26 protein-coding genes are annotated in these 25,654 nt (G+C 62.1%); 11 read left to right on the top strand and 15 right to left on the bottom strand.

What is annotated here, in order from left to right; translation table 11 throughout:
- Positions 1-38: 38 nt before the first annotated feature.
- The 8 genes from rpsO to rbfA form a co-directional block, all read right to left on the bottom strand.
- Positions 39-308 carry a 30S ribosomal protein S15 gene (gene rpsO / locus ACR0NB_RS11795; protein WP_005980247.1) on the bottom strand — a complete coding sequence of 90 codons (270 nt, stop codon included), beginning with the start codon at positions 306-308 and terminating at the stop codon, positions 39-41.
- Positions 309-452: 144 nt separating this feature from the next.
- Positions 453-1,472 (bottom strand): calcium-binding protein, encoded by a 1,020-nt coding sequence (locus tag ACR0NB_RS11790; RefSeq protein WP_480775769.1) that lies wholly within the window; start codon positions 1,470-1,472, stop codon positions 453-455.
- Between the two features lie 95 nt (positions 1,473-1,567).
- Positions 1,568-2,077 (bottom strand): DUF1643 domain-containing protein, encoded by a 510-nt coding sequence (locus ACR0NB_RS11785; protein WP_170451546.1) that lies wholly within the window; start codon positions 2,075-2,077, stop codon positions 1,568-1,570.
- A gap of 81 nt (positions 2,078-2,158) precedes the next feature.
- Complete coding sequence (locus tag ACR0NB_RS11780) at positions 2,159-3,097, bottom strand: hypothetical protein (RefSeq protein WP_480775768.1); 939 nt, start codon at positions 3,095-3,097, stop codon at positions 2,159-2,161.
- Positions 3,097-3,840 carry a class I SAM-dependent methyltransferase gene (locus tag ACR0NB_RS11775; protein WP_170529633.1) on the bottom strand — a complete coding sequence of 248 codons (744 nt, stop codon included), beginning with the start codon at positions 3,838-3,840 and terminating at the stop codon, positions 3,097-3,099. The genes ACR0NB_RS11780 and ACR0NB_RS11775 overlap by 1 nt, the downstream gene beginning before the upstream one ends.
- Before the next feature lie 131 nt (positions 3,841-3,971).
- A complete protein-coding gene (truB, locus tag ACR0NB_RS11770; protein ID WP_480775767.1) occupies positions 3,972-4,877 on the bottom strand; it encodes a tRNA pseudouridine(55) synthase TruB in 906 nt (301 codons plus the stop codon).
- Between the two features lie 54 nt (positions 4,878-4,931).
- Positions 4,932-5,675 carry a phosphodiester glycosidase family protein gene (locus ACR0NB_RS11765; RefSeq protein ID WP_480775766.1) on the bottom strand — a complete coding sequence of 248 codons (744 nt, stop codon included), beginning with the start codon at positions 5,673-5,675 and terminating at the stop codon, positions 4,932-4,934.
- Entirely contained in the window at positions 5,672-6,067 is a 396-nt protein-coding gene (rbfA, locus tag ACR0NB_RS11760; protein ID WP_093964142.1) for a 30S ribosome-binding factor RbfA, read from the bottom strand. Before rbfA ends, ACR0NB_RS11765 begins: the two co-directional genes overlap by 4 nt.
- Before the next feature lie 92 nt (positions 6,068-6,159).
- Between rbfA and dapB the strand changes: the two genes are divergently transcribed.
- Positions 6,160-6,969 carry a 4-hydroxy-tetrahydrodipicolinate reductase gene (dapB, locus tag ACR0NB_RS11755; protein ID WP_480775765.1) on the top strand — a complete coding sequence of 270 codons (810 nt, stop codon included), beginning with the start codon at positions 6,160-6,162 and terminating at the stop codon, positions 6,967-6,969.
- Here the strand turns inward: dapB and tmpB are convergent.
- Positions 6,966-7,556 (bottom strand): (R)-1-hydroxy-2-trimethylaminoethylphosphonate oxygenase, encoded by a 591-nt coding sequence (tmpB, locus tag ACR0NB_RS11750; RefSeq protein ID WP_480775764.1) that lies wholly within the window; start codon positions 7,554-7,556, stop codon positions 6,966-6,968. The genes dapB and tmpB overlap by 4 nt on opposite strands.
- Positions 7,553-8,689, bottom strand: coding sequence for a 2-trimethylaminoethylphosphonate dioxygenase (gene tmpA / locus ACR0NB_RS11745; RefSeq protein ID WP_480775763.1), 1,137 nt, complete (start codon positions 8,687-8,689; stop codon positions 7,553-7,555). The genes tmpB and tmpA overlap by 4 nt, the downstream gene beginning before the upstream one ends.
- A gap of 98 nt (positions 8,690-8,787) precedes the next feature.
- On the opposite strand from tmpA, the gene ACR0NB_RS11740 reads away from it, so the two are divergent.
- On the top strand, positions 8,788-9,648 hold the full coding sequence (locus ACR0NB_RS11740; RefSeq protein ID WP_480775762.1) for a LysR family transcriptional regulator: 861 nt from the start codon (positions 8,788-8,790) through the stop codon (positions 9,646-9,648).
- A gap of 4 nt (positions 9,649-9,652) precedes the next feature.
- Here ACR0NB_RS11740 and ACR0NB_RS11735 read toward each other — a convergent pair whose 3' ends face one another.
- On the bottom strand, positions 9,653-9,835 hold the full coding sequence (locus tag ACR0NB_RS11735; RefSeq protein ID WP_480775761.1) for a DUF1674 domain-containing protein: 183 nt from the start codon (positions 9,833-9,835) through the stop codon (positions 9,653-9,655).
- Positions 9,836-9,923: 88 nt separating this feature from the next.
- Between ACR0NB_RS11735 and ACR0NB_RS11730 the strand changes: the two genes are divergently transcribed.
- The 8 genes from ACR0NB_RS11730 (at position 9,924) to ACR0NB_RS11695 (ending at position 19,108) form a co-directional block, all read left to right on the top strand.
- Complete coding sequence (locus ACR0NB_RS11730; protein WP_480775760.1) at positions 9,924-11,183, top strand: RsmB/NOP family class I SAM-dependent RNA methyltransferase; 1,260 nt, start codon at positions 9,924-9,926, stop codon at positions 11,181-11,183.
- 88 nt (positions 11,184-11,271) lie between these two features.
- On the top strand, positions 11,272-13,011 hold the full coding sequence (locus ACR0NB_RS11725) for a heparinase II/III family protein (protein ID WP_170364735.1): 1,740 nt from the start codon (positions 11,272-11,274) through the stop codon (positions 13,009-13,011).
- Positions 13,012-13,032: 21 nt separating this feature from the next.
- Entirely contained in the window at positions 13,033-14,622 is a 1,590-nt protein-coding gene (purH, locus tag ACR0NB_RS11720; RefSeq protein WP_480775759.1) for a bifunctional phosphoribosylaminoimidazolecarboxamide formyltransferase/IMP cyclohydrolase, read from the top strand.
- A complete protein-coding gene (lspA, locus tag ACR0NB_RS11715) occupies positions 14,622-15,098 on the top strand; it encodes a signal peptidase II (RefSeq protein WP_222457671.1) in 477 nt (158 codons plus the stop codon). Before purH ends, lspA begins: the two co-directional genes overlap by 1 nt.
- Before the next feature lie 50 nt (positions 15,099-15,148).
- On the top strand, positions 15,149-15,664 hold the full coding sequence (locus ACR0NB_RS11710; RefSeq protein WP_170341119.1) for a DUF3035 domain-containing protein: 516 nt from the start codon (positions 15,149-15,151) through the stop codon (positions 15,662-15,664).
- A gap of 80 nt (positions 15,665-15,744) precedes the next feature.
- Positions 15,745-17,085: a M16 family metallopeptidase gene (locus ACR0NB_RS11705; protein WP_480775758.1), complete on the top strand. Its 1,341-nt coding sequence runs from the start codon at positions 15,745-15,747 to the stop codon at positions 17,083-17,085.
- A complete protein-coding gene (locus ACR0NB_RS11700) occupies positions 17,082-18,392 on the top strand; it encodes a M16 family metallopeptidase (protein WP_170451528.1) in 1,311 nt (436 codons plus the stop codon). Before ACR0NB_RS11705 ends, ACR0NB_RS11700 begins: the two co-directional genes overlap by 4 nt.
- A gap of 251 nt (positions 18,393-18,643) precedes the next feature.
- A complete protein-coding gene (locus tag ACR0NB_RS11695) occupies positions 18,644-19,108 on the top strand; it encodes a cupin domain-containing protein (protein WP_170457306.1) in 465 nt (154 codons plus the stop codon).
- Between the two features lie 42 nt (positions 19,109-19,150).
- Here ACR0NB_RS11695 and ACR0NB_RS11690 read toward each other — a convergent pair whose 3' ends face one another.
- From ACR0NB_RS11690 to ACR0NB_RS11675, 4 genes are all read right to left on the bottom strand, one after another.
- On the bottom strand, positions 19,151-20,167 hold the full coding sequence (locus tag ACR0NB_RS11690) for a DUF2955 domain-containing protein (protein WP_480775757.1): 1,017 nt from the start codon (positions 20,165-20,167) through the stop codon (positions 19,151-19,153).
- Positions 20,157-21,221, bottom strand: a complete 1,065-nt coding sequence (locus ACR0NB_RS11685) for an HlyD family secretion protein (RefSeq protein ID WP_170370224.1) — start codon at positions 21,219-21,221, stop codon at positions 20,157-20,159. The genes ACR0NB_RS11690 and ACR0NB_RS11685 overlap by 11 nt, the downstream gene beginning before the upstream one ends.
- Positions 21,218-22,297 (bottom strand): AI-2E family transporter, encoded by a 1,080-nt coding sequence (locus ACR0NB_RS11680; protein ID WP_480775756.1) that lies wholly within the window; start codon positions 22,295-22,297, stop codon positions 21,218-21,220. The genes ACR0NB_RS11685 and ACR0NB_RS11680 overlap by 4 nt, the downstream gene beginning before the upstream one ends.
- 162 nt (positions 22,298-22,459) lie before the next feature.
- On the bottom strand, positions 22,460-22,729 hold the full coding sequence (locus tag ACR0NB_RS11675; RefSeq protein ID WP_254920200.1) for a potassium channel family protein: 270 nt from the start codon (positions 22,727-22,729) through the stop codon (positions 22,460-22,462).
- A 245-nt stretch (positions 22,730-22,974) separates the two neighbouring features.
- Between ACR0NB_RS11675 and ACR0NB_RS11670 the strand changes: the two genes are divergently transcribed.
- Entirely contained in the window at positions 22,975-25,623 is a 2,649-nt protein-coding gene (locus ACR0NB_RS11670) for an AsmA family protein (RefSeq protein WP_480775755.1), read from the top strand.
- Positions 25,624-25,654 lie beyond the last annotated feature (31 nt).

Here is a 25,654-nt window from a genome sequence, read left to right as displayed (position 1 = left end):
GGCGGGCGTCTCGAACTTGAAAGCGGTGTATTCCGCGCTTAGCGGCGGATGCCCAGCTTTTTGATCAGGTCCTGATAGCGCGCTTCTTCCTTGCCCTTCAGGTAATCCAGCAGCTTGCGGCGCTGGGCGACCATCTTCAGCAGACCACGGCGGCCGTGGTTGTCTTTCTTGTGGGTCTTGAAGTGCTCGGTCAGGGTGTTGATGCGCGAGGTCAGAATAGCAACCTGGACTTCCGGCGAACCGGTGTCGCCGTCCTTGGTCGCGAATTCTTTCATGACGCGTGCTTTTTCTTCAGCAGTGATCGACATCGGGGTCTCCTTCGAAGGTTAGAGTTGATGGCGCAGGCCGGGATGTCGTCCAGCGCAGGCCCATGGAGAAAACCGCACCGATTCCAATGCGGATGGGCGCGTATAGGCGCAATCGGAATAAATGGCAAAGGGATTCTGCGTATCTCAGCCCGTGGGGCTGGTCAGGGTCGGGTCCAGACCCGGAGTCAGTTGGATGTCCTCGGGCCCAAGACCTTGGGCGCCGAACAGATAGGCCACCTCACGCCCGTTGACCAGAACGCGCGTCAGAACGGCGTTGTCCGCGTCTTGTTCGATCCCGATTTCGGGCGCGTCAGGGCCGTTCCATTCGATCAGCAGCTTGTCTTCTCCGGGAGTGAAATCCACGATGCTGACTTCCTTCCCGGTGCCCGTTCCATCGATGGCGATCTGGTCCGCTCCCTGACCGCCGGTGACGACATCTCCGGCACCGGCCAGGATCGTGTCGTCCCCCGCGCCGCCGTTCAGAAAATCGCTGGCGGGCGTGTCGCCATCGTCCCGGCCGGTCAGCGTGTCGTTGCCATCACCGCCGAACAGCGTGTCTGCCCCTGCGCCGCCGGCGAGCATGTCTTCGCCGTCGCCGCCTTGCAGCGCGTCTTCGCCCTCACCCCCGGCAAGGTCATCGTTGCCCTGACCGCCGTACAGATCGTCATCGCCTTCGCCACCAACCAACTGGTCGTCGCCGGCATGACCGTACAAGATGTCGTCACCGGCATTCCCCGAGAGGTCATCGTGACCGTTGCCACCGTGCAGAACATCATTGCCAGTGTTTCCGTTTAGCGTGTCATCCCCGTCAGCGCCGAACAACGTATCATTTCCGGCGCCACCATCGATAATGTCATCGCCGTCATAGCCGTTGATCTGATCGTTGCCCTCGACCCCGCTCAGATTGTCCACGCCCGGTCCGCCGGCGATGACCAGGTTTCCGTCTACGTCCGAAAGTATGGTTCCGGTGGACGCATCCTCGGCCTCGGCCGGGTCTTCGAAAGAATCGTCAATCTCAAGCAGGTTTCCTTCGGGAATGTCTTCGACGGCATCTTCTTCGATGACATCGTCGTTGTCCTCGTCCTCATCCCCCGAGAATACGTCGCTGATCGCGTATGCTGCGCCGCCCATTGCGGCCAGGCCGAACAATCCGAGCAGAAACATGGGAACCCTCCGAAAGCGCGCCGCCCCGAGTGTGAAATATCCCATGCCGCCAAAGGGTTGGTCAAAGCCAACCTGAGTCTGTGGTTAACCCTTTGTCACCGGCTCCACGGTTCGGGTTGCTGGGTGTACGCGATGTAGAGCGGATGCTTGGGGTGGCCTGCCTTGCTGAGCCCCAGGTGGAACAGCGGCTGGCCGGTGCCGCGCAGCAGGCGCTCGACCGTCGGGCCGCGATCCAGATGCGCGCCATGGGTGCCCCAGGCGGCGATCACCTGATCGGCCCAGTCCACGCCGGCTAGGATGGCGGCGTCGTTCTCGGGCCCGACCGGATCGGCCGCGGCACGCATCTTGCGCGGGTCGGTGTCACGCCAGGCAAAGATGTTGGTCACCTGGAAGGCCCCGAACCCCAAGGCCCGCGCGCGCCGCTCGCAACGCTCGACGGTCGGGTCATTCTGCACCTCGGTCGCGGTCGAAGGATTCAGCATCACGAACAGCGCTCGGCGCCCGGCCGGATCCCAGATGCGGGTCAGGCTGTAGCGATAGCGTTCGCAGTCGGAATAGACGGCTGTCGAGGGCGCGTCGCCCTTGGTGTGGGACCGGGTGATCATGCGCTAGCGAAACACTGGAGTGGTCGATTCATAGAATTGCAGAGCCTCCGCAGAGAAAAAGGTGTTCCGGGATCCCTTGCGTCAACGGAGTGCTGAGATCGCCTCCGCGACGTCTAAAGCCATCACCAATTCGCTTATTATGTGGCGGGGGGATGAGAGATGCCTGACGCTTTTCATTATGTCCAGCCCGTGTTTCCATTCGGCGCCTCCATACGAAAGGCGCATATGTTCTAATCCAGCCAAAACCGTGTTGGGATGATTGTCGGGCAGCAAAAAAGGGTAGTCTGAGCCAAGGTAAAAATGCGCGTCGTCGGTGCTTCGGTCCACGATAATATTGGCATTCATCGCGGCCGCAGTGAAACCCTTGGTGAAAGGTTTCGAAACCTCCCTTGAGTGGCTTCTGGTCCGTACCCCGTAGTGTGCCGGATAGTGGGCCAGCAACTTGGCGCAAAAGAAAAAGCCTTTTTCCATGTAAGGTAGAACTTCGACGATTTCGGAGGCTTCAACCATGTTTTTGGGGTTGCCTAGATAGCAAATTGAGAACCGATCATCTGATCTGGGGTTCGAAGACGGCAGGCGCGGGTCCGCGTGGTGCGTGACGTGCATAACTGCTGAGTATGGGGCGCCCGAGGCCTTCAGCCTTCGTTCCATCTTTTTTCGACCTTCGTGCGAGGCCATGATATGAACATCGTAGAGCGGCAGTGTGTCTTCTGTCGGAACGCTATCTACATGGTCAAGACAGAGTGCGCGCGCGTTTTCTCGCAACAGCGAGACGCTTTCAGGATCCATGTCTGAAATGGCGAACTTAAGCCCCACCACTATAGCGTCTTTGGCGTATTCAGCAAAAGCGCGATGTCGACGATGGAATCTTTTTTTGGGAATGCCCACAGTTTCGACCTCAAACTCGTCTCCTTGCCATGTGCGCAGCATTTCAGACAGTTGGTGAACGCGCATGACGGTAGAACCCATCTGAGATTGGTGGGCGCGATACGCAAAGATTATTTTGCGCTTCTTCGCCATCAGGGGGTAATCACCGCTGGTTTCACGACCGGCTCATGCGGCCGAGAGACTTTGGCGACGAGTTTGAACTCGTTGGAAATCTCGTCCCGTGTACTCTCGAATTGGTAGGTGTCCGCAAACTTGGCCCTGCCGTACGTTTCCAGAGTTTGGTTCCGGTATCTCGCGAGAATCTGGTCGTATGCATCGAGGAGCGTCGTGTTCTCCGGGTCCAGCCGCGAAATCACCAAAAGGCCGGTCGGGGCTGCGTCTAGTGCCGTCAGTGTAAGATCCGGCCGGTACTCACGCAGGATGGGTACTATCTTCCAGACGTCGCCGGTCCAGACCTTCGGCAATGCGTTCAGGTCTCGTGTGGTCATTTCGTCGTTGAACGGAAAGCAGTCATGGACGAATATGACCCCGTTCGGATCGCTGTTTTTCTCGGTGTTGATGACGTCCCTGAGGACATTCTCGACGAGATGCATGCCGTCTATGAAAGTGACGGAGACGCGCGCGCCCATAGCGATCAGTCGATTTTTTTCAAAGAACGTATCACTTTCCTCTTGGAACAAGTGCAGCTCCGGTTTCTCGCCGAGAACGTCCGTTCCAAGCCTGAAAACCGGATCAACACCGATTGATTTGCTTTTGCATTGCGACAAAATTCGACCACCGCGGCAGCCGATCTCCAGATACCAATCAAAGTTTCGGGCCGTGAACATTCGCCGAAAGAACCGAATGTAGTTCAGCCCGCGTGCTTCTCTTAGCATGTAACCCCACTTTTGACCAAAGGCGCAAAAAACGCTTCCCAACCATGTCGTAAGGCATCCAAACAGAACTGCAAACCGCAATTTCTTTGTGCGGGCAGTCTGAGGACCGGTGTGGCTGAGTCGTGGCCGAACTACACGGCGAACACCCGGCTGGGGTGCAGTTCACCGGATTTGTAGACCCCCACCGCCACGGCCTTGCCGTCGAACGAGGCCCAGGCCTCGTCGCCGTATTCCACGTCGCCGGCTAGAACCATGCCGGGGTTGCCGTTGCGCAGGCGGGTGGCGCCTTCGGGGGTGCATTTCAGCTCGGGCAGGTCGGCCAGCCCTTCTTCCAGCGGGCGCAGGTGCTCATCCAGCGCCGGGGTTTTCGCCATCTCGTCGATCTGCTCGATGCTCAGGCCGTCCTCGGCCTCGAACGGACCGGACCAGATCCGGCGCAGCTCCTTGACGTGGCCATGGCAGCCCAGCGCCGCACCCAGGTCGCGGGCGATCGAGCGGACATAGCCACCCTTGCCGCAGGTCATTTCCAGCACGACATGGTCGGGGTCGGGCCGGTCGACCAGCACCAGTTCCTCGATCCACAGGGGCCGGGCGGCCAGTTCGACATCCTCGCCGTCGCGGGCCAGCTTGTAGGCGCGCTGACCGTCGATCTTGACCGCCGAGAACTTGGGCGGCACCTGCATGATCTCGCCCACGAAGGGCAGCAGTGCCTGCTTGATCTCGTCATCGGTGGGGCGCAGGTCGCTTTCCGCGATCACTTCGCCCTCGGCATCGTCGGTATTGGTGGCCTGACCCAGCCGCATGGTAAAGGTATAGGCCTTGAGCGCATCGGTGATGTAGGGAACGGTCTTGGTGGCCTCGCCCAAAGCGACGGCCAGAACGCCGGTGGCTTCGGGGTCGAGCGTGCCGGCATGGCCCGCCTTTTTGGCGTCCAGCGCCCAGCGGACCTTGTTGACCACGGCGGTCGAGGTCATGCCTGCCGGCTTGTCGACCACCAGCCAACCGGAAATGTCACGACCCTTGCGTTTGCGTCCCATGATGCACCTAGAATTCTGCTGAGGCGCGCGACCTAGCGGATCGGTCCGGCGCTGTCAATTTGCCGGGATGTCCTCGACCACGCCGACGATCGGCCCCAGCGAGAATCCCACGTCCGACCGGTTCGCCGCGCGGTCATACATGCGCGAGATGTTGCCGTCGAAAAACAGCGCGTTGGGCGTGTTCAGCACGTCGCGGAACAGGCGGCCGAATTCATGGAAGGTGACATAATCCTCGGAGATCACGAACACCGCGCGGCTGCCATCGGCGCTGGTGCCCACCCCGTTGCGGATATAGCGCGAGGTCGAATCCTCGAGAAACCGAGGATGCAATTCGCCGCCGATCACCAGCATCGGCCCAGATTGGGTGGCAAAGCGGCAATCGGGCTTGCGATCAAGATAGTCCAGCGTCTCGAACACGTCGGCGCGGCCTTCGCGGATGCAGAACACCCCGTTGGGCAGCAGGCCGAAATTGCCGGGGCCGGCGTTGGGAATCACGCGCATGAGTTCCTGCCTGTCTTCGACATAGTGGCCCACCGGCGAGCGGTCCTCGTGATACATGCCGGCGTTCATCGCAAAGCTCAGGCGCAGGTCCGAACTGGCCAGTTCCTCGTTCACCGACGAGAAATGGCCCAGCACCTGGCCCGCTTCGTCATACAGGAACAGGCGCAGGTCCTCGGTGGTGGCGTCGACCTCGCACACGGTATAGCGCCGGTCTTCGTGGGCCACGCGCTCGCAGGTCACCGCACCGGCCTGTCCGGCCCAGAGCAATGCGATCAAAGCGGCGGTCCTGCGGATCACTCGTCCAGGTCCCGGCGCACGGCGTCCTGTTCGAACATCCGGCGTGTGTCGTCCATGCGGTCGAACGTTTCGTCCAGCCGGAAGCGCAGGTCGGGGGCGAACTTCAGGCCGACCTTCTTGCCGACCATGCGGCGCAGCTCGCCTTTGTTGCGGGCCAGCAGCTCGATCACGGTGTCCTGCCCCTTGCCGCCCAACGGCAACACATAGGCGGTGGCGATCTTGAGATCGGGCGAGGTGCGGACTTCGCCCACGGTGATCGACAGGCGGTTCAGGTCGGGGTCGTGCACGTCGCCGCGCGCCAGCACCTCGGACAGGGTGCGGCGGATCAGTTCGCCGACGCGAAGCTGCCGTTGCGAGGGGCCGGGGCCGTCGTGGAATTTGTTCTTAGCCATGTCCCCGATCTAAGCGCAAAGCGGGGCTTTGCCAAGCGGCCCCGAACCGAGTAGGAGGCTTTGAGCCGAATTTCAGAAGAAGGACCAGCGCAATGACGCATATTCCGGGAATCGTCGTGACCGGGGCTTCGGGCCGGATGGGGCAGATGCTGATCAAGACCATCACCGACAGCGATCAGGCGCGGCTAGTCGGCGCGGTCGAGCGCACGGGCCATGACTGGATCGGTCAGGACGTGGGCACCGCGATGGGCGGCCAGCCGCTGGGCGTGACCGTCACCGACGATCCGCTCGAGGCCTTTGCCCAGGCCCAGGCGGTGATCGACTTCACCGCGCCCGAGGCGACGCTGGAGTTCGCCGCGCTGGCGGCGCAGGCGCGCTGCGTGCATGTGATCGGCACCACCGGCATGAGCGACGAACAGATCGCCGCGCTGGAACCCGCCGCGCGCCATGCGGTGATCGTGCGGGCGGGCAACATGAGCCTGGGCGTGAACCTGCTGGTGCAGCTGACCAAAAAGGTCGCCGCCGCGCTGGACGAGGATTTCGACATCGAGGTGATCGAGGCGCATCACCATCACAAGGTCGATGCGCCTTCGGGGACGGCGCTGATGCTGGGCGAGGCCGCGGCCGAGGGGCGGGGCGTGAACCTTGCCGATGTCGCCGACCGGGGCCGCGACGGGATCACCGGCGCCCGGCAGGGGGGGCATATCGGCTTCCACGCCATCCGCGGTGGCGACATCGTTGGCGAACACGACGTGCTGTTCGCGGCGCCGGGCGAACGGATCGTGCTGCGCCACGTGGCGACCGACCGGGCGATCTTTGCCCGAGGCGCGCTGAAGGCGGCGCTGTGGGGACAGGGCAAGGCCCCCGGCCAATATGACATGGTGGATGTGCTGGGGCTTTAACCCTCGCCCAGATGCCGGTCGACCATGCGCTGAACGATCGGCGCGAAATGGTCGAAGCCGGGGGTGTCCATGTCGGGCCGTTTGCCGGCCTCGTCCAGATACCGGACCTGGATGATTTCCTTCAGGTTCGGGTTGGCCTCGAATGCGGCGACTTCCTCGGCGCTCATCGGGCCGCCCTGCAGGTCCAGCGTATGGACCGAGGCCGCCGACAGACGGTTGAAATACTCGGGCTTTGTCGCACACAGGTACCGCTTGGCCGCGACATGATAGCGGCAGCAATCGGTGATGACCGACGGAAAGAACCGCTCCAGCACCTCGGCGCCGGCATCCTCGTGGTGGCGGTCTTCGGTATCGTCGGGGTGGTAGGTGCCGAATTCCGAGGTGAAATGCCCGATATCGTGCAGCAGGGCACCCACGATGATCTCTTCGGGCATGCCGTTCTGTTCGGCGATGGTGGCGCCCTGCAGCATGTGCTGAGCCATGGTCACCGGCTCGCCCAGGTATTCCTCGCCCCCGCGCCGGTCGAAGATATCGGCGATGAAGGCCACGATGTTGTCGCGGGTCAGGGTCTGGAAATCGGGTCTCATTCCGCCGCCTCCGGTTGTGCCATCCGCATCGCGGCCAGAGTCGACAGCAGCCCGTCCTTGTCGGCATAGCATCCCTGCAGCCAGCGCGACCCGGCACCCGAATATCCCAGACGCGCATGCAGGACGCGGGTGTTGTCGACGATGAAGCTCTCGCCCGGTTCCAGCTTGAACGCCACGCCCATGGCCGGGTCGTCGATGATCTCGCCCAAACGGCGGTAGGCGGCGTAATAGGCCTCCATCCGGTCGAAGGGCACATCCACGAACGGGGCCGAGGACCGGTTATTGAAGCGGATGCCGATCAATTCGCCATCGGGCGACAGCTCGATCATCGGGCGGCGCGCGCGCAGGCATACCCCGTCCGAACCGCGGTATTCGAACCGCGCGGGATAGCCCGCCAGCAGGGCAAAGCCTTCGGGGTTTTCGTCGCGCAGGCGCTGGGCCGCGCGAAAGCCGTCGACCACGATCGACTCCCCGCCCTCGGCGCTATTTTCCAGGCAGTAGAGGATCTGCAGCGTGGGCACCGGATCGCGATAGGGGTTGTCGGTATGCGCCTGCAGTCCAAGGCCGGTATAGGCCAGGTTGGTCGGGTTCACCTCGGTCCGCACCTCGAAATAGGGGCCATAATTGGTCTCGCGCACATAGCCGAACAGGTCGGCGACCTTCAGCAGCGAACCGGGCTCGGTCGGGCCGCCGGTCAGCTTGGCAAGGCCGTATTCGGCGACCGCCGCCAGCCAGTCGCGCTTGGCGGCGGGGCTTTCATGCACCTGCGTCCAGTCGCCGGCCGGGGCCGCGAACCCGCCGTCCCAGGTGGTGATGCCGGGCGACAGCCAGCCCATCGGGCGGGTCTGGTCCCGATCATAGACATGCGCGGCCAGCCAGTTTGCGGGGAAGGTGACGGTCTTGTCTTCGGGGGCGAAGGTCACCTGAAGGTCACCGCCCGCCACCTCGGCCGCCTGAATCGCGATCTCTGCCGGAATGTCGCCGATCGTGATCAGGCGCTGGCCGTTGCCGGCGTCGCGCGTCTGCGGGTCCAGCGCATTGTCGCGCAGCCAGATGGCGTGGAAACGGGCGCGGGTGCCGTCTTCGAATTCAACCGAAACGACCGCCGGGTCATGAGTGGCATGGCGCAGCATGGGGCTCTCCTGTTCAGCGCGGGCTTTGATTGAGGAGATACGCGGGATATGGCATTACGACAATTAAGGCTTGTTTCCTCTGAGGATTGGAAAATCTAATGAGCAAGAAAAAGGTCGGCCTGCCCCCGCTGGACTGGCTGCGCGTGTTCGAGGCGGCCGGGCGGCTGGGCGGGTTCTCGGCCGCGGCGCGCGAGTTCGGCCTGACCCAGGCGGCGGTCAGCCAGCGCATCGCCAATCTGGAATCCTGGCTGGGCCGGTCCCTGTTCGTGCGCGAGGCGCGCGGCGTGTCGCTGACGGTCGAGGGCGAAAGCTATCTGCCGCTTGTGCAGGACAGCCTGCGGGCGTTGGAACGCAACACCGAGGATCTGTTCGGCACCGCCCCGCGCGCGTTGCGGGTGGCCGGGCTGTCCTCGCATATCCAGGCGCTGGTGCTGCCCAGCCTGGGGGCATTTCGCGCCCTGCGGCCCGAGGTGCAGGTCACCACGGATTCTGTGGCTCGGCGGTCCTCGCTGGAGGACGAGCGGACCTGGCTTCAGATCCGCTATGGGCGCGGCAACTGGCCGGGGCGCGCCGCCGACCTGATCGCGCCCGAGGTTCTGACCCCGATGGCGGCACCGGGCGTCAGCTGGGGCGCGCCGGTGATCGAGCTGCGCGGCGAACGGCCCGGCTGGCAGGACTGGATGCAGAAGACGGGCGACACGGATCTGCCACGCGCCGGTCTGAGCTTTGATTCGATGGAACACGCCCTGGGCGCGGCGCGGCAGGGGTTGGGGGTTGCTTTGGGGTCGGTCGCCCTGGCCTCGGCGGATCTGGCTTCGGGCCGTCTGATCCGGCTGGGGCGTCCCGATCTGAAAACCCGCGACGGATACTGGCTGACCTGGCCGCAGGACCGGGCGCAGTCGAAAAAGCAGCAGGCCCTGATCGGCGATTTCCTGCAGGCCCTGCGAGGGGCGGTCTGAGCGGTCAGAAATCGATCGCGATGCCCTTCTTCTCCCAATCGCCATAGCGCGCGGGATCGGGTCCGTCGCGCCCGCCCAGCTCCTTGGGCAGGGGTTTGGCCTCGGCTTCGGCCTTGCGCCGGCGCTCTTCGGCCTCGGCCAAGGCGCGCTGGGCGGCGGGCGGCAGGTCTCTGCGGTCGTCGCTCATGACATCGGGTTCCTTTCCGTGCATGGCCTTGATATACGCCCTCGTCCGCTGATGGCAATGCGGGCGCAAACCTTGCAAAGGCGGTTTCATGACCAACACCCCGACGGCGGCGCGGCGCAGCGCCATCTATCTGCTGGATCAGATCCTGGGCGAGGGTCGTTTGCTGTCCGAATGCTTGGCGGCCGGGGCGCTGGACCGCCTGGCCCCCGAAGACCGCGCCAGGGCGCAGCGCTTGACGCTGGAGACCCTGCGCGGGCTTGAGCGCGCAGACCGCCTGCTGGAGGGGCATCTGCGGCGCACACCGGCGCTGACCGTCCAGAACGCGCTGCGTCTGGGAACGGTCGAACTGTGCCAGGGTGAGGCTGCGCATGGCGTCGTGAACGCGATGGTCGAGATCATCGGCCGCTCGCGCAAGCACGGGCGGCTCAAGGGGCTGGTCAACGCGGTTCTGCGCAAGATCGCCGCCGAAGGCCCCGACGCTTGGCCGAAGATGCGGGTGCCGCGCCTGCCGGACTGGCTGCGCGAGCCGCTGATCGCCGCCTGGGGCGCGGAGGCGGTCAAGGGCATGGAGCAGGCACATTTCGCCGGCGCACCGCTGGACCTGACGCCAAAACCCGGCGCAGCGATCCCCATGGGCACCGAACTTCCGACCGGGTCGGTGCGGGTTGCCGATGCGGGGCAAGTCTCGGCCCTGCCGGGCTATGCGGCCGGAGACTGGTGGGTGCAGGATGCCGCCGCCGCCCTGCCGGCGCGGATTCTGGCGCCCCTGCCCGGCGAGCAGGTTCTGGACATGTGCGCCGCGCCCGGCGGCAAGACGCTGCAACTGGCGGCGGCGGGGGCCGAGGTCACCGCGCTGGACATTTCCGAGGCCCGGCTGGCGCGGGTGCGGGAAAACCTCGAACGGACCGGGCTGTCGGCCCGGGTGGTCGCCGGCGACGCGCTGGACCATCAGGGCCAGTACGATGCGATCCTGCTGGACGCGCCCTGTTCGGCGACCGGCACCATCCGGCGTCACCCGGATCTGCCCTTTGCCAAAGACGGTTCCGAGTTCGGCGGGTTGATCGAGTTGCAGGCGCGGATGCTGGCCCATGCCTGGACCCTGCTGAAACCCGGCGGGCGTCTGGTCTATTGCACCTGCTCGCTGCTGCCCGACGAAGGCGAAGTGCAGATCGAAGAGGCTCTGCCGCTCCATCCCGACATGCAGGTGGACCGCGCCGCGTTGCAGGTGCCCGGCGTTCAGCCCGACTGGCTGACCGAGGAAGGCGGGCTGCGCCTGCGTCCCGATTTTTGGGCCGATCTGGGCGGAATGGACGGGTTTTATATCGCCTGCCTGAACAAATCGGCCTGACCGGTCGCTTTTCGATGACTTGACGAACCGGCCCGGCTATCGTTGGTTCAAACGCCAGCAGAGCGGCAGGGGCAGAGCAACACACGTCATGTCGAATTCGGACACCATGGCCAACCGATGGGTGCGGTTTCAGAACCGTCTCTACGCGCGCCTCAGCCAGCGCCGGAAACCCGTCAGCGGCTTTGTCGGTCAGCCCGAGCCGCGCACCGTCGGTTCATTTGCGCGCGGGCGGCAACTGGTGGCGGGGAATCTATTGTTTGCCGGTTACCTTGTCGAAGCCCCGGACACGGGCTTGTGGGAGGTCGTGGCCCCCAACGCCGCATTCGATGCTGAACGCCACGGGTTTGCCTGGCTGGACGATCTGGCCGCGGTGGGTGATGCCGCGGCACGGGAAAAGGCGCAACGCTGGGTCTGGGGCTGGATCGAGTCCCACGGCAAGGGGCAGGGTCCGGGTTGGGCCCCGGACCTGACCGGGCGCCGCCTGATCCGCTGGATCAACCACGCGCTGTTCCTGCTGCGCGGTATGGACGAGGCCCATAGCCGCCTGTTTTTCCGGTCTCTGTCACAACAGACCTGGTTCCTGTCCAAACGCTGGCACGCGGCGACACCGGGGCTGCCCCGTTTCGAGGCGCTGGCCGGCCTGGTTCAGGCCGGTTTGGCGCTGGAGGGGATGGAAGACATCTCGGACCCGGCCGTTCGGGCCCTGGCGCGGGAATGCGAGGCTCAGATCGACGCCCAAGGCGGCATTCCCACGCGGAATCCGGAGGAACTGCTCGAGGTCTTTACCCTACTGGCCTGGACATCCGCCGCGCTCAGCGAAGTGGGGCGCGGTACGCCCGCCGCTCAGACGGCAGCAATCAAACGGATTGCCCCGACCCTGCGCAGCCTGCGTCATGCAGACGGCGGGTTGGCCCGGTTTCACGGCGGTGGCCGCGGTATAGAAGGCCGGTTGGAACAGGCGCTGGCCCAAAGCGGGGTCAAGCCCAAACCCGTCAAAGGTCTGACCATGGGCTATGCCCGTCTGGCCGCCGCCCGCACCACGGTGATCATCGACGCAGCACCCCCGGCCAAAGGGGCGGCCTCGTACATGGCGCACGCCTCGACGCTGGCTTTCGAGCTGACCTCGGGTCGTCGGCCATTGATCGTCAACTGCGGTTCGGGCGAAAGCTTCGGGTTGGAGTGGCGCCGGGCCGGGCGGGCCACGCCTTCGCACTCGACCCTTTGCCTGGATGGATACTCCAGCGCCCGGTTGGCTGCCCCGACCAAGGGAACCGCGAACGAAGCGCTGGTGGATGGCCCGAGCGAGGTGCCGGTAGAGTTCGAGGATTCGTTCGAAGGCGCGCGCGTGATGGCGGGCCATGATGGGTACGCCAAGGTTTTCGGACTTACCCATGCCCGTACGATCGAGCTGCGCTTTGACGGGCGCGAGGTAACAGGTGAAGACATCCTTCTGACGGCCACCGACAAGGCAAAACGCCAGTTCGACCGGGCGGTTGACGCATCCAAGCTGTCAGGGATCGGTTTTGACATCCGGTTTCACCTGCATCCGGACGTGGACGCAGCGCTGGATCTGGGGGGGTCTGCGGTGTCGATGGCGCTCAAAAGCGGCGAGATCTGGGTTTTTCGCCATGACGGCGCCGGAAAATTGTCTCTTGAGCCAAGCGTTTATCTGGAAAAAGGCCGTCTGAAGCCCCGCGCGACAAAACAGATCGTTCTATCCGGCCGCGCAATCGAGTATGCGACGCGCATCCGGTGGACGCTGAGCAAGGCGCAGGATACAGCCTATGCCGTGCGCGACGTGCACCGGGACGAGCCCGATTTCGACTGAGCCAAAAGGATCTTTGGACCCATGACCGACCTTCACCCCGTGCGCCGCGCGTTGCTTTCCGTTTCCGACAAGACCGGATTGATCGATCTGGGCAAGGCCCTGGCCGACCGCGGGGTCGAGCTGCTGTCGACCGGCGGCACCGCCAAGGCGCTGCGGGATGCGGGGCTTGCGGTCAAAGATGTCAGCGAGGTCACGGGGTTCCCCGAGATGATGGATGGCCGGGTCAAGACGCTGCACCCGATGGTGCATGGTGGCCTACTGGCGCTGCGCGACAATGACGCCCATGTGGCGGCGATGCAGGAGCATGGCATCGGCCCGATCGACCTGCTGGTGGTCAATCTCTACCCGTTCGAGGAAACGGTGGCCAAGGGCGCGGGCTATGACGAATGCATCGAAAACATCGACATCGGCGGCCCCGCGATGATCCGCGCCGCGGCCAAGAACCACGCCTTTGTCAACGTGGTGGTCGATGTCGAAGACTACTCGGCCCTGCTGGATCAGCTCGAGGAAAACTATGGCAAGACGTCGCTGGGCTTCCGCCAGTGGCTGGCGCAGAAGGCCTATGCCCGCACCGGAGCCTATGACGCGGCCGTGTCCAGCTGGCTGGCAGATGCACTGCAAATCGACACCCCCAAGCGCCGCGTGTTCGCCGGCGAGTTGAAACAGCCCCTGCGATATGGCGAGAACAGCCACCAGCAGGCGGCGTTCTATGTCGATGGCTCGGGCCGCCCCGGTGTCGCCACCGCCGTGCAGCATCAGGGCAAGGAACTGAGCTACAACAACATCAACGACACCGACGCCGCCTTTGAACTGGTGGCCGAGTTCGACCCGCGCGACAGCGCCGCCTGCGCCATCATCAAACATGCCAACCCTTGCGGCGTTGCAACGGGCGCCACGTTGCTCGAGGCATACAAAGCCGCGTTCGACTGCGACCGGACCTCGGCCTTCGGCGGGATCGTGGCGCTGAACCGGCCGCTGGACGCGGAAACCGCGCGCGAAATCACCGGCATCTTCACCGAGGTCGTGATCGCCCCCGGCGCCACCGACGAGGCCAAGGCGATCTTTGCCGCCAAAAAGAACCTGCGCCTGCTGACCACCGAGGCTCTGCCCGACGTGCGCGCCGGCGGCAAGACCGTGCGCCAGGTGGCCGGCGGGCTGCTGGTGCAGGACAAGGACAACGGCCATGTCGAGATGGATGACCTGAAGGTCGTGACCAAGCTGGCCCCCACGCCCGAGCAGATGCGCGATCTGCTGTTTGCCTGGAAAGTGGCCAAGCATGTCAAGTCGAACGCCATCGTCTACGTCAAGAACGAGGCCACGGTGGGCGTTGGCGCCGGTCAGATGAGCCGGGTGGATTCGGCCCTGATCGCCGCGAAGAAGGCCGAGCGCATGGCTGAAAGTCTGGGCCTGCCTGAACCGCTGACCATGGGCTCGGCCGTAGCCTCGGACGCGTTCTTTCCCTTCCCCGACGGGCTGATGGAGGCTGCTGCCGCAGGCGCAACCTGCGTGATCCAGCCGGGCGGATCGATGCGCGATGACGAGGTGATCGCCGCCGCCGACGAGGCGGGTCTGGCCATGGTGTTCACCGGCATGCGGCACTTCCGTCACTGATGCGGGTCCGGGTTCTGCTCTGGGCCGGGCTGGCCGCATTTGTGATCGACCAGCTCAGCAAGTACCTGGTGGTCCACATGTTGCGCGTGGCCGACCGGCCCGGCGGCATCGACGTACTGCCGCCGCTGCTGACCTTTCGCTACGGCGAGAACCGCGGCATCAATTTTGGCCTGTTTCAGGGCAATTCCGAAGCCGCGCGCTGGTTTCTCATCGCTATTTCGCTGGCCATCAGCATCGGCGTTTTCGTCTGGCTCTGGCGCACGGCCGCATCAAGGCGGATGCTGGTTTTCGGCGGATTGCTGATCGGCGGAGCGTTGGGGAACGTGGTTGACCGGGTGTTGTATGGATACGTTCTGGATTTCCTGAACATGTCCTGCTGTGGCATCAACAACCCGTTCGTCTTCAACCTCGCCGACGTGTTCATTTTCGCGGGTGCCCTCGGGTTGGTGCTGTTCGAAGGCAAAAAGCCCTCGTGACGCGCCGGATGTTATGCGATAAAAGCGCCTGAAACAGGCTGGAGACCAAGATGCGGATGCCGCGCGCCATTATTGCTCTGACACTTGCTGCTGCGGTCGCAGGATGTTCCGATATCGGCCTGCGCCATCTCGAAGCGCCAGGGCCCGGGCCGGACGAGTTTTCGGTCATGCCGGTCAAGCCACTGACCCAGCCCAAAGATTATGCGTTCCTGCCCGCGCCGACGCCGGGTGGCGCGAACCTGACCGACCCGAACCCGAATGCCGATGCCGTGGCTGCCTTGGGTGGCAATCCCGGGGCGCTGAACCCCGGCACAGGGATTCCGTCGTCGGACGGGGCGCTGGTGACGGCTTCCAGCCGCTATGGCGTTTCCCCGAACACCCGCCAGGTTCTGGCGCAGGAAGATGCGGATTTCCGCAAGCGTCAAAGCCGTTGGACGCGGTTGCGCCTGTTCAAGGTGGACCGCTATTCGCAGGTCTACAAGCGCAATTCCATCGATCCCCAGGTGCAGACCGAAGCTTTGCGCAGACAGGGCGTGGAAACACCCTCGTCGCCGCCGGATGAATAATTCTTAACTTTCCGTCATCGCTCTTGAACCCGTTCGGCGTCACCGTAGTTTGAACACCGTAACGAAACGGAGGATGCCCCATGGCTCGGGCCTTGGCGTTTTGCGCCGCTTTGATGACCGCAACCCCGGTTTTGGCCGAAACCGGGCACGAGGCCGTCACCACATTTACCCTGGACAACGGCATGGATGTCGTCGTGGTGGAAGATCACCGCGCGCCCGTGGTTCAGCACATGGTCTGGTATCGGGCCGGATCGGCGGACGAGCCGATCGGGTCGTCAGGTGTGGCGCATTTCCTCGAGCATCTTCTGTTCAAGGCCACCGATACAATGGCGGCGGGCGAGCTTTCGGCGACCGTTGCGGCCAATGGGGGCAACGACAACGCCTTCACCTCGTATGACTACACGGCCTATTTCCAGCGCGTCGCGGCCGACCGGCTGGAGTTGATGATGAAGATGGAGGCCGACCGGATGCGCAACATCCGGCTGACCGAGAGCGACATCGCCACCGAGCGCGACGTGATTCTGGAAGAGCGCAACCAGCGTACCGAGAACAACCCCCGTGCCCTGTTCGGCGAACAGATGAGCGCGGCGCAGTATCTCAACCACCGCTACGGGGTTCCGGTGATCGGCTGGAAGCACGAGATGGAGACCTTGGACATGGAGGACGCGCTGTCCTTCTACCAGACCTATTACGCGCCCAACAATGCGATCCTGGTGGTGACCGGCGATGTGGATCCGGCTGAGGTCAAAGCCTTGGCCGACACCTATTATGGCGTGATCCCCGCCAACCCGGACCTGCCTGAACGGGTCCGATCGCAGGAACCGCCGCAGACCGCCGAGCGGCGTCTGACCTTCAAGGATGCGCGGGTGTCGCAACCATATGTTCAGCGCAGCTACCTCGCGCCCGAGCGTGATGCCGGTGCGCAGGAGAAGGCTGCGGCGTTGTTCCTGCTGGCCGAGCTGCTGGGCGGCAGCACCACATCCTACCTGAACGAGAAACTGCAGCTTGAGCAGCAGTTGGCTGTTTATGCCGGGGCGTTTTATCGTGGGGTGTCGCTGGATGACACGACCTTTGACCTGATCGTTGTTCCGGCTGAAGGCGTGTCGCTGCAAGAGGCCGAGGATGCGATGGATCAAGCGGTGGCCGATTTCATCGCCGAAGGCGTCAACCCGGAGGATCTGGACCGGATCAAGATGCAGCTGCGCGCCGCACAGGTCTATGCCCGAGACAATGTCGATGGAATAGGCAACCGCTATGGTCGGGCGCTGACCAGCGGCCTGACGGTCGAGGACGTGCAGGCCTGGCCCGACATCCTGCAGGCCGTCACCGGCGAAGAAATCATCGCCGCCGCGCGCGAGGTGCTTCAGCCCGAAGCGTCTGTCACCGGCTGGCTGATGCGTGATGACGAGGTGACCCAATGATCCGTTTCCTTGCCCCCTTGATCGCCCTGCTGATCGCGCTGCCTGCCTGGGCCGAGATCAAGATTCAGGAGGTCACCTCGCCCGGCGGCATCCGGGCCTGGCTGGTCGAGGATCACTCGATCCCGTTCACTGCGCTGGAACTGCGGTTCCGTGGGGGAACGTCACTGGACGATCCCGACAAACGCGGCGCGGTCTATCTGATGAGCGGCCTTCTCGAAGAAGGCGCGGGCGACATGGATTCCCGCACCTATGCGCGGGCGCTGGAATCTCTGGCCGCGTCGATCGGATACAGGGCCACGGATGACAGTGTTGCGATCTCGGCCCAGTTCCTGACTGAAAACCGGGACGACGCCGTTGAGCTGCTGCGCACCACCATCCAGCAACCGCGCTTTGATCAGGACGCGATCGACCGGGTTCGGGCGCAGGTCCTGTCCGGGCTGCGCTCGGAACAGACCGACCCCAATGACATCGCGGGTGAGACATTCGCCAAAATGGCCTATGGCGATCATCCGTATGGATCCAACGGCAAAGGCTCGATCGACAGCGTATCGGCCCTGACCCGGGACGACATCATCGACGCATACAAAGGCGTCTTCGCCAAGGACCGTCTGTATGTGGGCGCAGTGGGCGACATCACACCCGAAGAGTTGGGTGCGTTGCTGGACAATCTGCTGTCGGACCTGCCCGAAACGGGCAAACCGATTCCCGGGAATGCAGAGGTGACGGTCCCCGGTGGCGTCACGGTGGTCGAGTTCGACACGCCGCAATCGGTGGCGCTGTTCGGCCAGAAGGGCATCGACCGCGACGATCCGGATTTCTTTGCAGCCTACATCCTGAACCACATCCTCGGCGGCGGCGGCTTTGAAAGCCGCCTGATGCAGGAAGTGCGTGAAAAACGCGGCCTGACCTATGGCGTCGGGACCTATCTGGTGCCCAAGGATCTGGCCTCGGTCTATCTGGGGTCGGTATCCTCGGCCAATGACCGGGTCGGGCAGGCTATCGAGGTAATTCGCGACGAGTGGCGGCGCGCCGCGACCGAAGGTGTAACCCAGAAAGAGCTGGACGACGCCAAGACCTATCTGACCGGCGCCTATCCGTTGCGCTTTGACGGCAATGCCCAGATCGCGGGCATCATGGTGGGCATGCAGATGGAAGATCTGCCGATCGACTACATCGCGACGCGAAACGACAAGGTCAACGCGGTGACGCTGGACGAGGTGAACCGCGTCGCGGCCGAGCTGCTGGACCCGGACGGGCTGCATTTCGTGGTTGTGGGCAAACCCGAGGGGCTTGAGACCACGAACTGACTCGAAGGGCCGTCAGTCGGCAGGCCTTTTGCAGAACTCCCGACGAGCGGTCATTCAGCGCCGCTCGCCCCGGGTCCCTTGAACCGGAAGCGTCCGCAACCTCTGGATCGTCCGCGTATCCGGCATCGGTTCCGTGAAATCCACATGGAGTTCACGGTCATGCGGGTCCGCCGGCGGGCTTGCTTCACTTGATGGACAGATGTCATCATGAAGCGGAACTATTTTCGCGGGTAAGGAAGGAGGGGTCCTTGATGCCCTATCAGTTCTGGCATTCGAAGTTGACCGACCCTCCCATCCACGTCCCGGCGATTGGACTGCAGTTGTTTGTCCGGATACCGCACGACACCACCGACGAGAATATCTCGGTCATAGAGACAATAAATGAACCGGGGTTTGGCCCGCCCCTGCACCGTCACCCGCAAACTGAGATCTTTCGCGTTTTGGACGGGCGGTATCTCTATGAGTGCGATGGAAAGCGTTTTGTTGCAGAAACAGGCGACGTCGTAACGATCCCCGGGGGCGCCACGCATGCGTTTCGCAACCTTTCCGACGGGCCAGCGCGGCAACTGGTCATGATACTGCCATCCTTCGACACGGTCGCCTTTTTCAACGGGCTAGGAGACATCATGGCAGACGGAGTTCCCGACCGCGGCGTGCTGAATGCATTCTCCGAGAAATGGCAGATCGAGTTTCTGGGGCCGCCCCTGCAGCTTTGACGTCGGTCCAATTTGCCTCGGGTGCCAAAGTTGGCGGCTGCGTCAAGCATTCACCGGATTTTCGCGTTTCTTTTCCGGCCAGAACTCATCCACGACCACGTAGGCTATGATGACGAACAGGGCCGCGCTTGCGACTTGCAGAACCCGAGTAATGCTTTTGACATCAGCCTCGTCCGAAAACGGTGAAATCGACCCGCCGTAGACAATCAAGACCGTCGTCAGGGCCGATCCGGCGGCGGCGGCCAGCGGGATCTGGGATTTGCCGAGCGCGCCCAGCGTCACGCAGGCGAAAAAGCACAGCAGGATCGGCGTGAGAATGACCGGCGCGATGACGTTGACTTCGTAGCAGATGATGGACGCAGCTGCTCCGAGCAGGTTTGCCGTCAGCATCGCCTTGGCCACGGCTTTGCCGGCGGCAGGCATCGCAGCGAGCTGCTGGCTGAGCAGGGCCACAAAGAACAGAACCAGCAGCGCAGATGCACCAGACACAAAAAACGCCAGGGCGAAAGGAACCGTGACAAGAGACATTCTGACGATGCGTCGATGCTTGTCAAAGTCAGCGGCGGATGCGGCTTTGGCCTGCGTGGCGTTCTCGGGGGCGGCCGGAATAAGCGTGAACATCAACGTCGATACGAAACCGGCAAACAACAGGTTCAGCGGGATCCAGAATACAAGCACCAGCGCCAGATCCGGAGATTGCAGAACGAGGTTGGGGATCATCAGCGCCCCCATCAGGGCGATGACGCCCGGCAGGACACCGGCACCAGACACGGACCATATGAAGGACAGGATTATCCCGATCGCCACCAGTATCAGAAACACGGCCGGGTAGGGCGCGAAAACCGATGAGAGCAGGAAGGAAACGAACATCAACGCAATCGAGAAGATGAACAATTTCGCAAACGCGGCCAGCGGCAACGCGGTAGGTGCCTGAAGGAAGAGCGCGGTGAACACCGCGCCAACAACCGCCAATGGCCACCCAAGGAAAAGCCCCAAGGAAAAGACGGCGGTCACACCCAGTGCAAGTCTGCAAACGGCGTTTCTATCCTCAGTACGCATAAGAAAAGATCGAAACCAAACGAATGTATGTCCGGCCGACCGCGTTCAGTATCCCGTTGTCGCTGAGGTACATGATGACATCCGCCTGACCGTTCAACTGAAATCTGAGGTCGTCCTCCGCGCTTCCGGCCTCGTAGCCCGGCAGTATGATGCGCACGGGAAACCGTTCAGGTTCACGCAGAAAGCCTTTGGTGCTCGGCGGGCTTGCCAATTGTCCGGGTGTGTCGCCGCCACTCAGCGAGACGGCAGCGCTGAAGCTCTCGATTTTGCCCGGGATGATCTGACCGGGGTGCATATCCAGCACGACATCCACCGGAGACCCGACGGTGGCGCGCCCCAGATTGTTCTCGGTGAAATACGCCTCGATCCACACGTCCGTCGCATCAAGAAAGGTCAGCAGATCCTGGCCGGACCGGGCGTATGTACCGGGCGCAATCAACAAGTTGGATATGACACCGGTCGCCGGCGCGCGCAGTTCGGTCCATTCCAGATTGAGCTCGGCATCGGCCAAAGCCGCCAAGGCACGCTGGATTTTGGGATTCTCATTCCCTTCGTCCCCAAGCCTTTGCTTGGCCTTCTCCAGATCCGCTTTGGCGTTTTCATAGTTCGCCTCGGACTCGGCCAGCTGGCCTCGGGCGTCGTCGGCTTTCGAGATGGCAATCAGCCCTTTCTTCTCGAGCGCGAATACCCGCTCCGTCTGAATGCGCATCGTATCCAGATCGCTCTGCGCGCGGGCCAACTTGGCTTGCGCCGCACTGACCTCGGCCGAGGACGCGCCCACCTCCTGAGTGGCCGCCTCAAGGTCGGCCTGGGCTCTGTCGCGATCAATTTCGTAGGGTCTCGGGTCGATCCGAACCAGCAGATCGCCGGCCGAGACGACCTGCCCGTTTTCCACCAATACCTCGATCACGGTTCCCGTGACCTGCGGAACGATTTGGGTCGCCACGGCCTTTACCCGTGCGTTCCCGGTGAACGGCGTCTTGCGGTCGGCAACCAGATACCAGGTGAGGAAGATGAGAATGACGGCCAGTGTCGTCCAGATCGTCTTCCTCATTTTGCGGCTCCCTCGGCGGTGTCATCGGTCGTTGGTGAGGCGTCGATCCAGACCTTGAACAACTCGTAGAAGACGGCGAACAAGACCGGACCCATGAAGATGCCGATCAGGCCATAGGCCATCATCCCGCCCAGCACCCCGATGAGGATCACGAGCATCGGGGTCTCCAGGCCTTTTGAAATGAAAACCGGCCGCAGGAAGCTGTCCATTATGCTGACGGGAATGGCCAGAACGGTGAAGATCAGCGCCGCACCGCCGGACATGGAACTCCATGCATAGATGACCAGCGGCAGAAGGACGAGGCCGGGGCCGATCTGGATGATCGAGAGTATCAGGCAGATGAACGCCAGCGTCGCGGCCGAGGATATCCCGAACAGCGCCAACAGGACCCAGACAACGACGGCCTGAATGGCGGCAACCCCGATTACTCCCTTGGTGACGTTCCGGATCGTGGCCCCAGCCAGAGTGACGAATTCGCCGCCGCGTGGCGCAAAGACGCGGTTGGCAAAGCGCTGAAGGCCCTGCACCAGATCCGGTCCGGGGCTGAACAGGGCGCCCATGATCACCACCGACAGCGCAAGGCCGAGAAGCCCGATTCCGATCCCCAGAACTTTGCCAAAGAGCGATTTGGTGATCTCGAGGATTTGCGGGCCGTATTTTGCAAGCGCACCATCCAGGTTCCGTTCGAACATGCCCCAGGCATCGGCAAGCTTGGCACCGACCAGAGGCAGATCCTTCAGGCCTTCCGGCGCCGGAGGTATCTTCAACTCGCCCTTGTCAGCTTGCTCGGCAAACTCGGACCCCAGTTCCGCGGCCCCAGATACCGCCGTTGCGACCGGCCCCAATGTGAGAACCAGACCCAGCAAAACCAGGATCGTCGTTGCCAGCTTCTTCCGTCCTCCCAGCTTGGACTGAAGCCAATCGAAGGCCGGATAAAGCGCAACGCAAAGAATTGTGGCCCAGATGACCACGCTTGCAAGCGGGGCGACCATGACCAAGGCGCTGTAGAGAAACAGCCCGAGAAACAGCAACCTTATCGCAAGGTCGACAATCTTTGCGTCCTGAGTCTTTTCCATTCCATCCCCCTGGTATGTTTTTCCGTATGTTACACTCAAAAAAGTAAATATGTATATTTTTTGAGCTTTTAGGGGATGCCCGGCAGTGCGGTGTTTGACTCAGCCCCGAAATGCAAGCGGATCCCGGGGCGCAAAGCACGCCGTAGTTCACCTTGCCAGAGCCTATTTTTGCGGGGTCTCGTCGTCTTGGGACAGGATCGTGTCGGCCACGGTCGTAGCGGCGGTGACGAAGATACCCAGACCCACGATTATGTACGCCATCGTAAAGATCTTGCCCGCAGCGGTTTCAGGAGAAAAGTCGCCAAAACCCACTGTCGAGATCGTCACTACGGAAAAATAGACGGAGTCCAACCAGCTCCACCCCTCGACAAAATGGTAGAACACTGACGCCCAAAGGATCATTCCGACGGTGAAGGCGAGTATGCCTTTCACTCTGCCGTCCTTGAAAGCGACGCCTATCCCACGCGTTATTCTGGTCAGTGAATTCATCATGCCCTCATTCGCAAAAGAATTCACGTATAGCAGTAATTGGATGATTGTGTGAATCCAAAGGGTGAGTTGGCCCGGGCAACGGCAATCTCGTGGCCTCAGAAGGCGCGCGAAACATGTATTCCATTAACATGATGGATAAATGCTCTAGGGTAATCACATGCTGAATCGGGACGCTGAGGGATAACGTGCGAATAATTGTCAAAGGTGTCTTGATCTGTTGCGCGGTCGCGCTTGTGGTTTTTGCCGCGGCTTGGTTGTTTCTGTCTTCCGCTTTGTTCTCGTCGGTGCGGACCAGTTTCGTTGAGAACCTGATCTCAAGGAAGCTGGGTCAGCAGGTCTTGATTGAGGATGAGGTGCGTTTGGGCCTTGGTCGTCAGTTGCAGGTATCAGCAGCTGGACTGGTATTGCCCGCTACGCCCAAGGCCGAGGCGGATCTGGCGGCGATCGATCAGATCGAGTTCGAAGTATCTGCACGGGACCTGTGGAACAGCAAGCTGTCGGTGAGCAATCTTTCAGTGTCTGGGGTTCATCTGAACCTGATCACAGACGAAGAAGGCGTGACCAACTGGCAGTCCTTTTCGCGCACCGGGACCGAAACCGACAAGACTTCGGAACGTCCGACCCAGCCTTTGGCCGGAACTCTGACGGATCGTACGATCGACCTGAAGGATGTCACCGTACTCTATCAGAACGACCTGAACGGCATTGGACTGGACTTGCAGCTTCCAGAACTGGTTTTGCAGCGCGATGCCGAAACCGGTGTTGCCTCGGCGGTCGGAACGGGGTCGCTCAACGGTCAGAGTTTTGACTTGAAGGGCACGTTCCCGCCCCAGGACCCGTTCCAAGTGGCATTGAACTTTGATCAGATTTCGGTCGAAGCCCAACAGATTCCTGTGGAGACCGGCCTTCAGGTCAAGGCGACCCTCGAGGTCGATCAGTTGGGTCAACTGCTCGATGTCTTGAAACTCAACCGCGTGTTGGAGGGTTCGGGCAATGTTGGTGCAACATTCAAACTGGCAGACGGCGTCGCACGGGTTGATGACCTGTCTGTTCTGGCCGAGCTGGATGGTGGCCAAAGCCTTTCCGTCACCGGACAAATCGGGGAATTGGGCAATCCGGAAGATGTTTCTTTGACGACCCACATTCGCCTGTATCCTGAGGATGCCGAGCCGGCTCCGGCTGCCTCGCGGTATGACCTCAAGCTTATTGCTGTGGATATGGTCATCGACAGTGTCCCGGGACAGGTCCCGCAACGGCAGATGGTCATCAAGACGAACGGTTTCACGCTGGACACCTCTGGTGAGGGCCCGCCGCCGATCAAATTCTCCGAGCTTGCCAGAACGCCCGAAGGCGCCCTGAGCGTGGGCAACATCAATTTGAGGATCGGAAACCCCGCCGATCCGTTTATCATTCTGACCGGTTCGGTCGAGGATGCGTTGCAGTTGCAGGGCGTATCCGCCGAGGGTTTGATTGATATTCCGGCAAGCAGTCTGATCTCGCCCGAACTGCTGGGCCCCGATGACCAGCTGGGCAGGTTTTCGGGAAACTTTCATTTGAACGGAAACATCGAACAGCTTGCTTTGACCAATCTGGATGGTCAGACAAGCGAAACCGAGGTCTGGAACCTGGAGGTGCACGGGTCCGTAGAAAATGTCCTCAAGTTCGAGAATCTGGATCTGGCGATCGACGTGGATGTTCCGTCTGGCGCGGATCTTCTGAAGGCCCTGTCGCTGGAGCCGGTGGACACCGGTCCGGCCCATCTTGAAATCGACCTGGTAAGTGAAGGCACCGATTGGAATGCCAAAGCCAATGTCGAGGTTTCCGAGTCGGTCTTGAAAATCGCGGCGGATCTTGATGACGCAACAAGCGATCCCGTGCTGCAGGGGTCGATCGAGAGCGATCTGATAAAAATCGATCAAATCCGGACCATCGTTCAGGCGGCCGCCCAACTGCGCAAGATAGGTGGTTCACCGCCGGAGCAGGAAGATGCCGAGCAAGGCGACGGTGACACAGGTCCGTTGAGGGATGTGACCCTCAAACCCATCGGGCGGGCCATTTTGCTGTCGGGTGTGAATGTAGATGTCGACATAGACCTGCGTCACATTGAGGGTGCAAAGGGCATCAGCAGCCTGCAGAGCGAACTGACTCTGGACGAAAACGAGCTACGGGCCGGACCTCTGAAGTTTGAATACGGAGGTGGTCATTTCGACGTCAGCGGGCAAATGGATCTTTCGAATGAGGCACATCTGCTGACCCTGACCGGAAAGGCGGGCGGATGGCAGTTGGATGACCTTCTGCAAAACCTGAACTTCAAGAAAGGCGCCAGCGGCACGGTGTACGCAGATTTCTCGGTTACGGGGGGCACGGATACCGTCAAGCAATTCGTCGGCAGCATGCGTGGCAATGCCACGGTTTCCATGCGTGACGGTTCGATCGAAACCCAGCTTCTGGATCTGGCCGGGCTGGGTATTCTTCCGTGGGTATTTACCAAGGAAAAACAGAAAGTGGCGCCAATCGTGTGCCTGCGCGCGCCGATCAGCATTTCCAACGGAAAAATTGAGACGAAACAGACGACGCTGGAAACAGATCATGTTCAGGTCGTTGTCTTTGGCGCTGTCGACCTGACGGACAAGGTGTTGGACCTGAACATCCAGCCAAGAAAGATTGGCGAGCCACTTGCGCGCAGCCCGTGGCCAGTGACACTGAGGGGAGCGCTCGCTGAGCCCAAGGTCAAAGTCAAGGATGGTCCGAAAAGGCTGAAGCGGTCGGATGGTGCAGACCAGATGCCGGCACAAAGAAAGCTCTGCATCCCGGATATCCTGCAGTTGCAGTAGCGGCGGTTTGCCAAGCGGCCACGGCCCTGCC

It is taken from the genome of Ruegeria sp. CG3, assembly GCF_056537205.1.
This window is presented reverse-complemented; position numbering and strand designations above follow the sequence as displayed.

Coding starts and splice junctions, on each gene's coding strand:
- lspA (WP_222457671.1), top strand. CDS start 14,622: ATGCGGGTCCGGGTTCTGCTCTGGGCCGGGCTGGCCGCATTTGTGATC.
- ACR0NB_RS11730 (WP_480775760.1), top strand. CDS start 9,924: ATGACCAACACCCCGACGGCGGCGCGGCGCAGCGCCATCTATCTGCTG.
- ACR0NB_RS11710 (WP_170341119.1), top strand. CDS start 15,149: ATGCGGATGCCGCGCGCCATTATTGCTCTGACACTTGCTGCTGCGGTC.
- rbfA (WP_093964142.1), bottom strand. CDS start 6,067: ATGGCTAAGAACAAATTCCACGACGGCCCCGGCCCCTCGCAACGGCAG.
- rpsO (WP_005980247.1), bottom strand. CDS start 308: ATGTCGATCACTGCTGAAGAAAAAGCACGCGTCATGAAAGAATTCGCG.
- ACR0NB_RS11690 (WP_480775757.1), bottom strand. CDS start 20,167: ATGCGTACTGAGGATAGAAACGCCGTTTGCAGACTTGCACTGGGTGTG.
- ACR0NB_RS11775 (WP_170529633.1), bottom strand. CDS start 3,840: ATGCTAAGAGAAGCACGCGGGCTGAACTACATTCGGTTCTTTCGGCGA.
- tmpA (WP_480775763.1), bottom strand. CDS start 8,689: ATGCTGCGCCATGCCACTCATGACCCGGCGGTCGTTTCGGTTGAATTC.
- ACR0NB_RS11790 (WP_480775769.1), bottom strand. CDS start 1,472: ATGTTTCTGCTCGGATTGTTCGGCCTGGCCGCAATGGGCGGCGCAGCA.
- ACR0NB_RS11780 (WP_480775768.1), bottom strand. CDS start 3,097: ATGGCGAAGAAGCGCAAAATAATCTTTGCGTATCGCGCCCACCAATCT.
- ACR0NB_RS11735 (WP_480775761.1), bottom strand. CDS start 9,835: ATGAGCGACGACCGCAGAGACCTGCCGCCCGCCGCCCAGCGCGCCTTG.
- dapB (WP_480775765.1), top strand. CDS start 6,160: ATGACGCATATTCCGGGAATCGTCGTGACCGGGGCTTCGGGCCGGATG.
- ACR0NB_RS11785 (WP_170451546.1), bottom strand. CDS start 2,077: ATGATCACCCGGTCCCACACCAAGGGCGACGCGCCCTCGACAGCCGTC.
- ACR0NB_RS11680 (WP_480775756.1), bottom strand. CDS start 22,297: ATGGAAAAGACTCAGGACGCAAAGATTGTCGACCTTGCGATAAGGTTG.
- ACR0NB_RS11740 (WP_480775762.1), top strand. CDS start 8,788: ATGAGCAAGAAAAAGGTCGGCCTGCCCCCGCTGGACTGGCTGCGCGTG.
- ACR0NB_RS11685 (WP_170370224.1), bottom strand. CDS start 21,221: ATGAGGAAGACGATCTGGACGACACTGGCCGTCATTCTCATCTTCCTC.
- ACR0NB_RS11725 (WP_170364735.1), top strand. CDS start 11,272: ATGTCGAATTCGGACACCATGGCCAACCGATGGGTGCGGTTTCAGAAC.
- purH (WP_480775759.1), top strand. CDS start 13,033: ATGACCGACCTTCACCCCGTGCGCCGCGCGTTGCTTTCCGTTTCCGAC.
- ACR0NB_RS11705 (WP_480775758.1), top strand. CDS start 15,745: ATGGCTCGGGCCTTGGCGTTTTGCGCCGCTTTGATGACCGCAACCCCG.
- ACR0NB_RS11700 (WP_170451528.1), top strand. CDS start 17,082: ATGATCCGTTTCCTTGCCCCCTTGATCGCCCTGCTGATCGCGCTGCCT.
- truB (WP_480775767.1), bottom strand. CDS start 4,877: ATGGGACGCAAACGCAAGGGTCGTGACATTTCCGGTTGGCTGGTGGTC.
- tmpB (WP_480775764.1), bottom strand. CDS start 7,556: ATGAGACCCGATTTCCAGACCCTGACCCGCGACAACATCGTGGCCTTC.
- ACR0NB_RS11695 (WP_170457306.1), top strand. CDS start 18,644: ATGCCCTATCAGTTCTGGCATTCGAAGTTGACCGACCCTCCCATCCAC.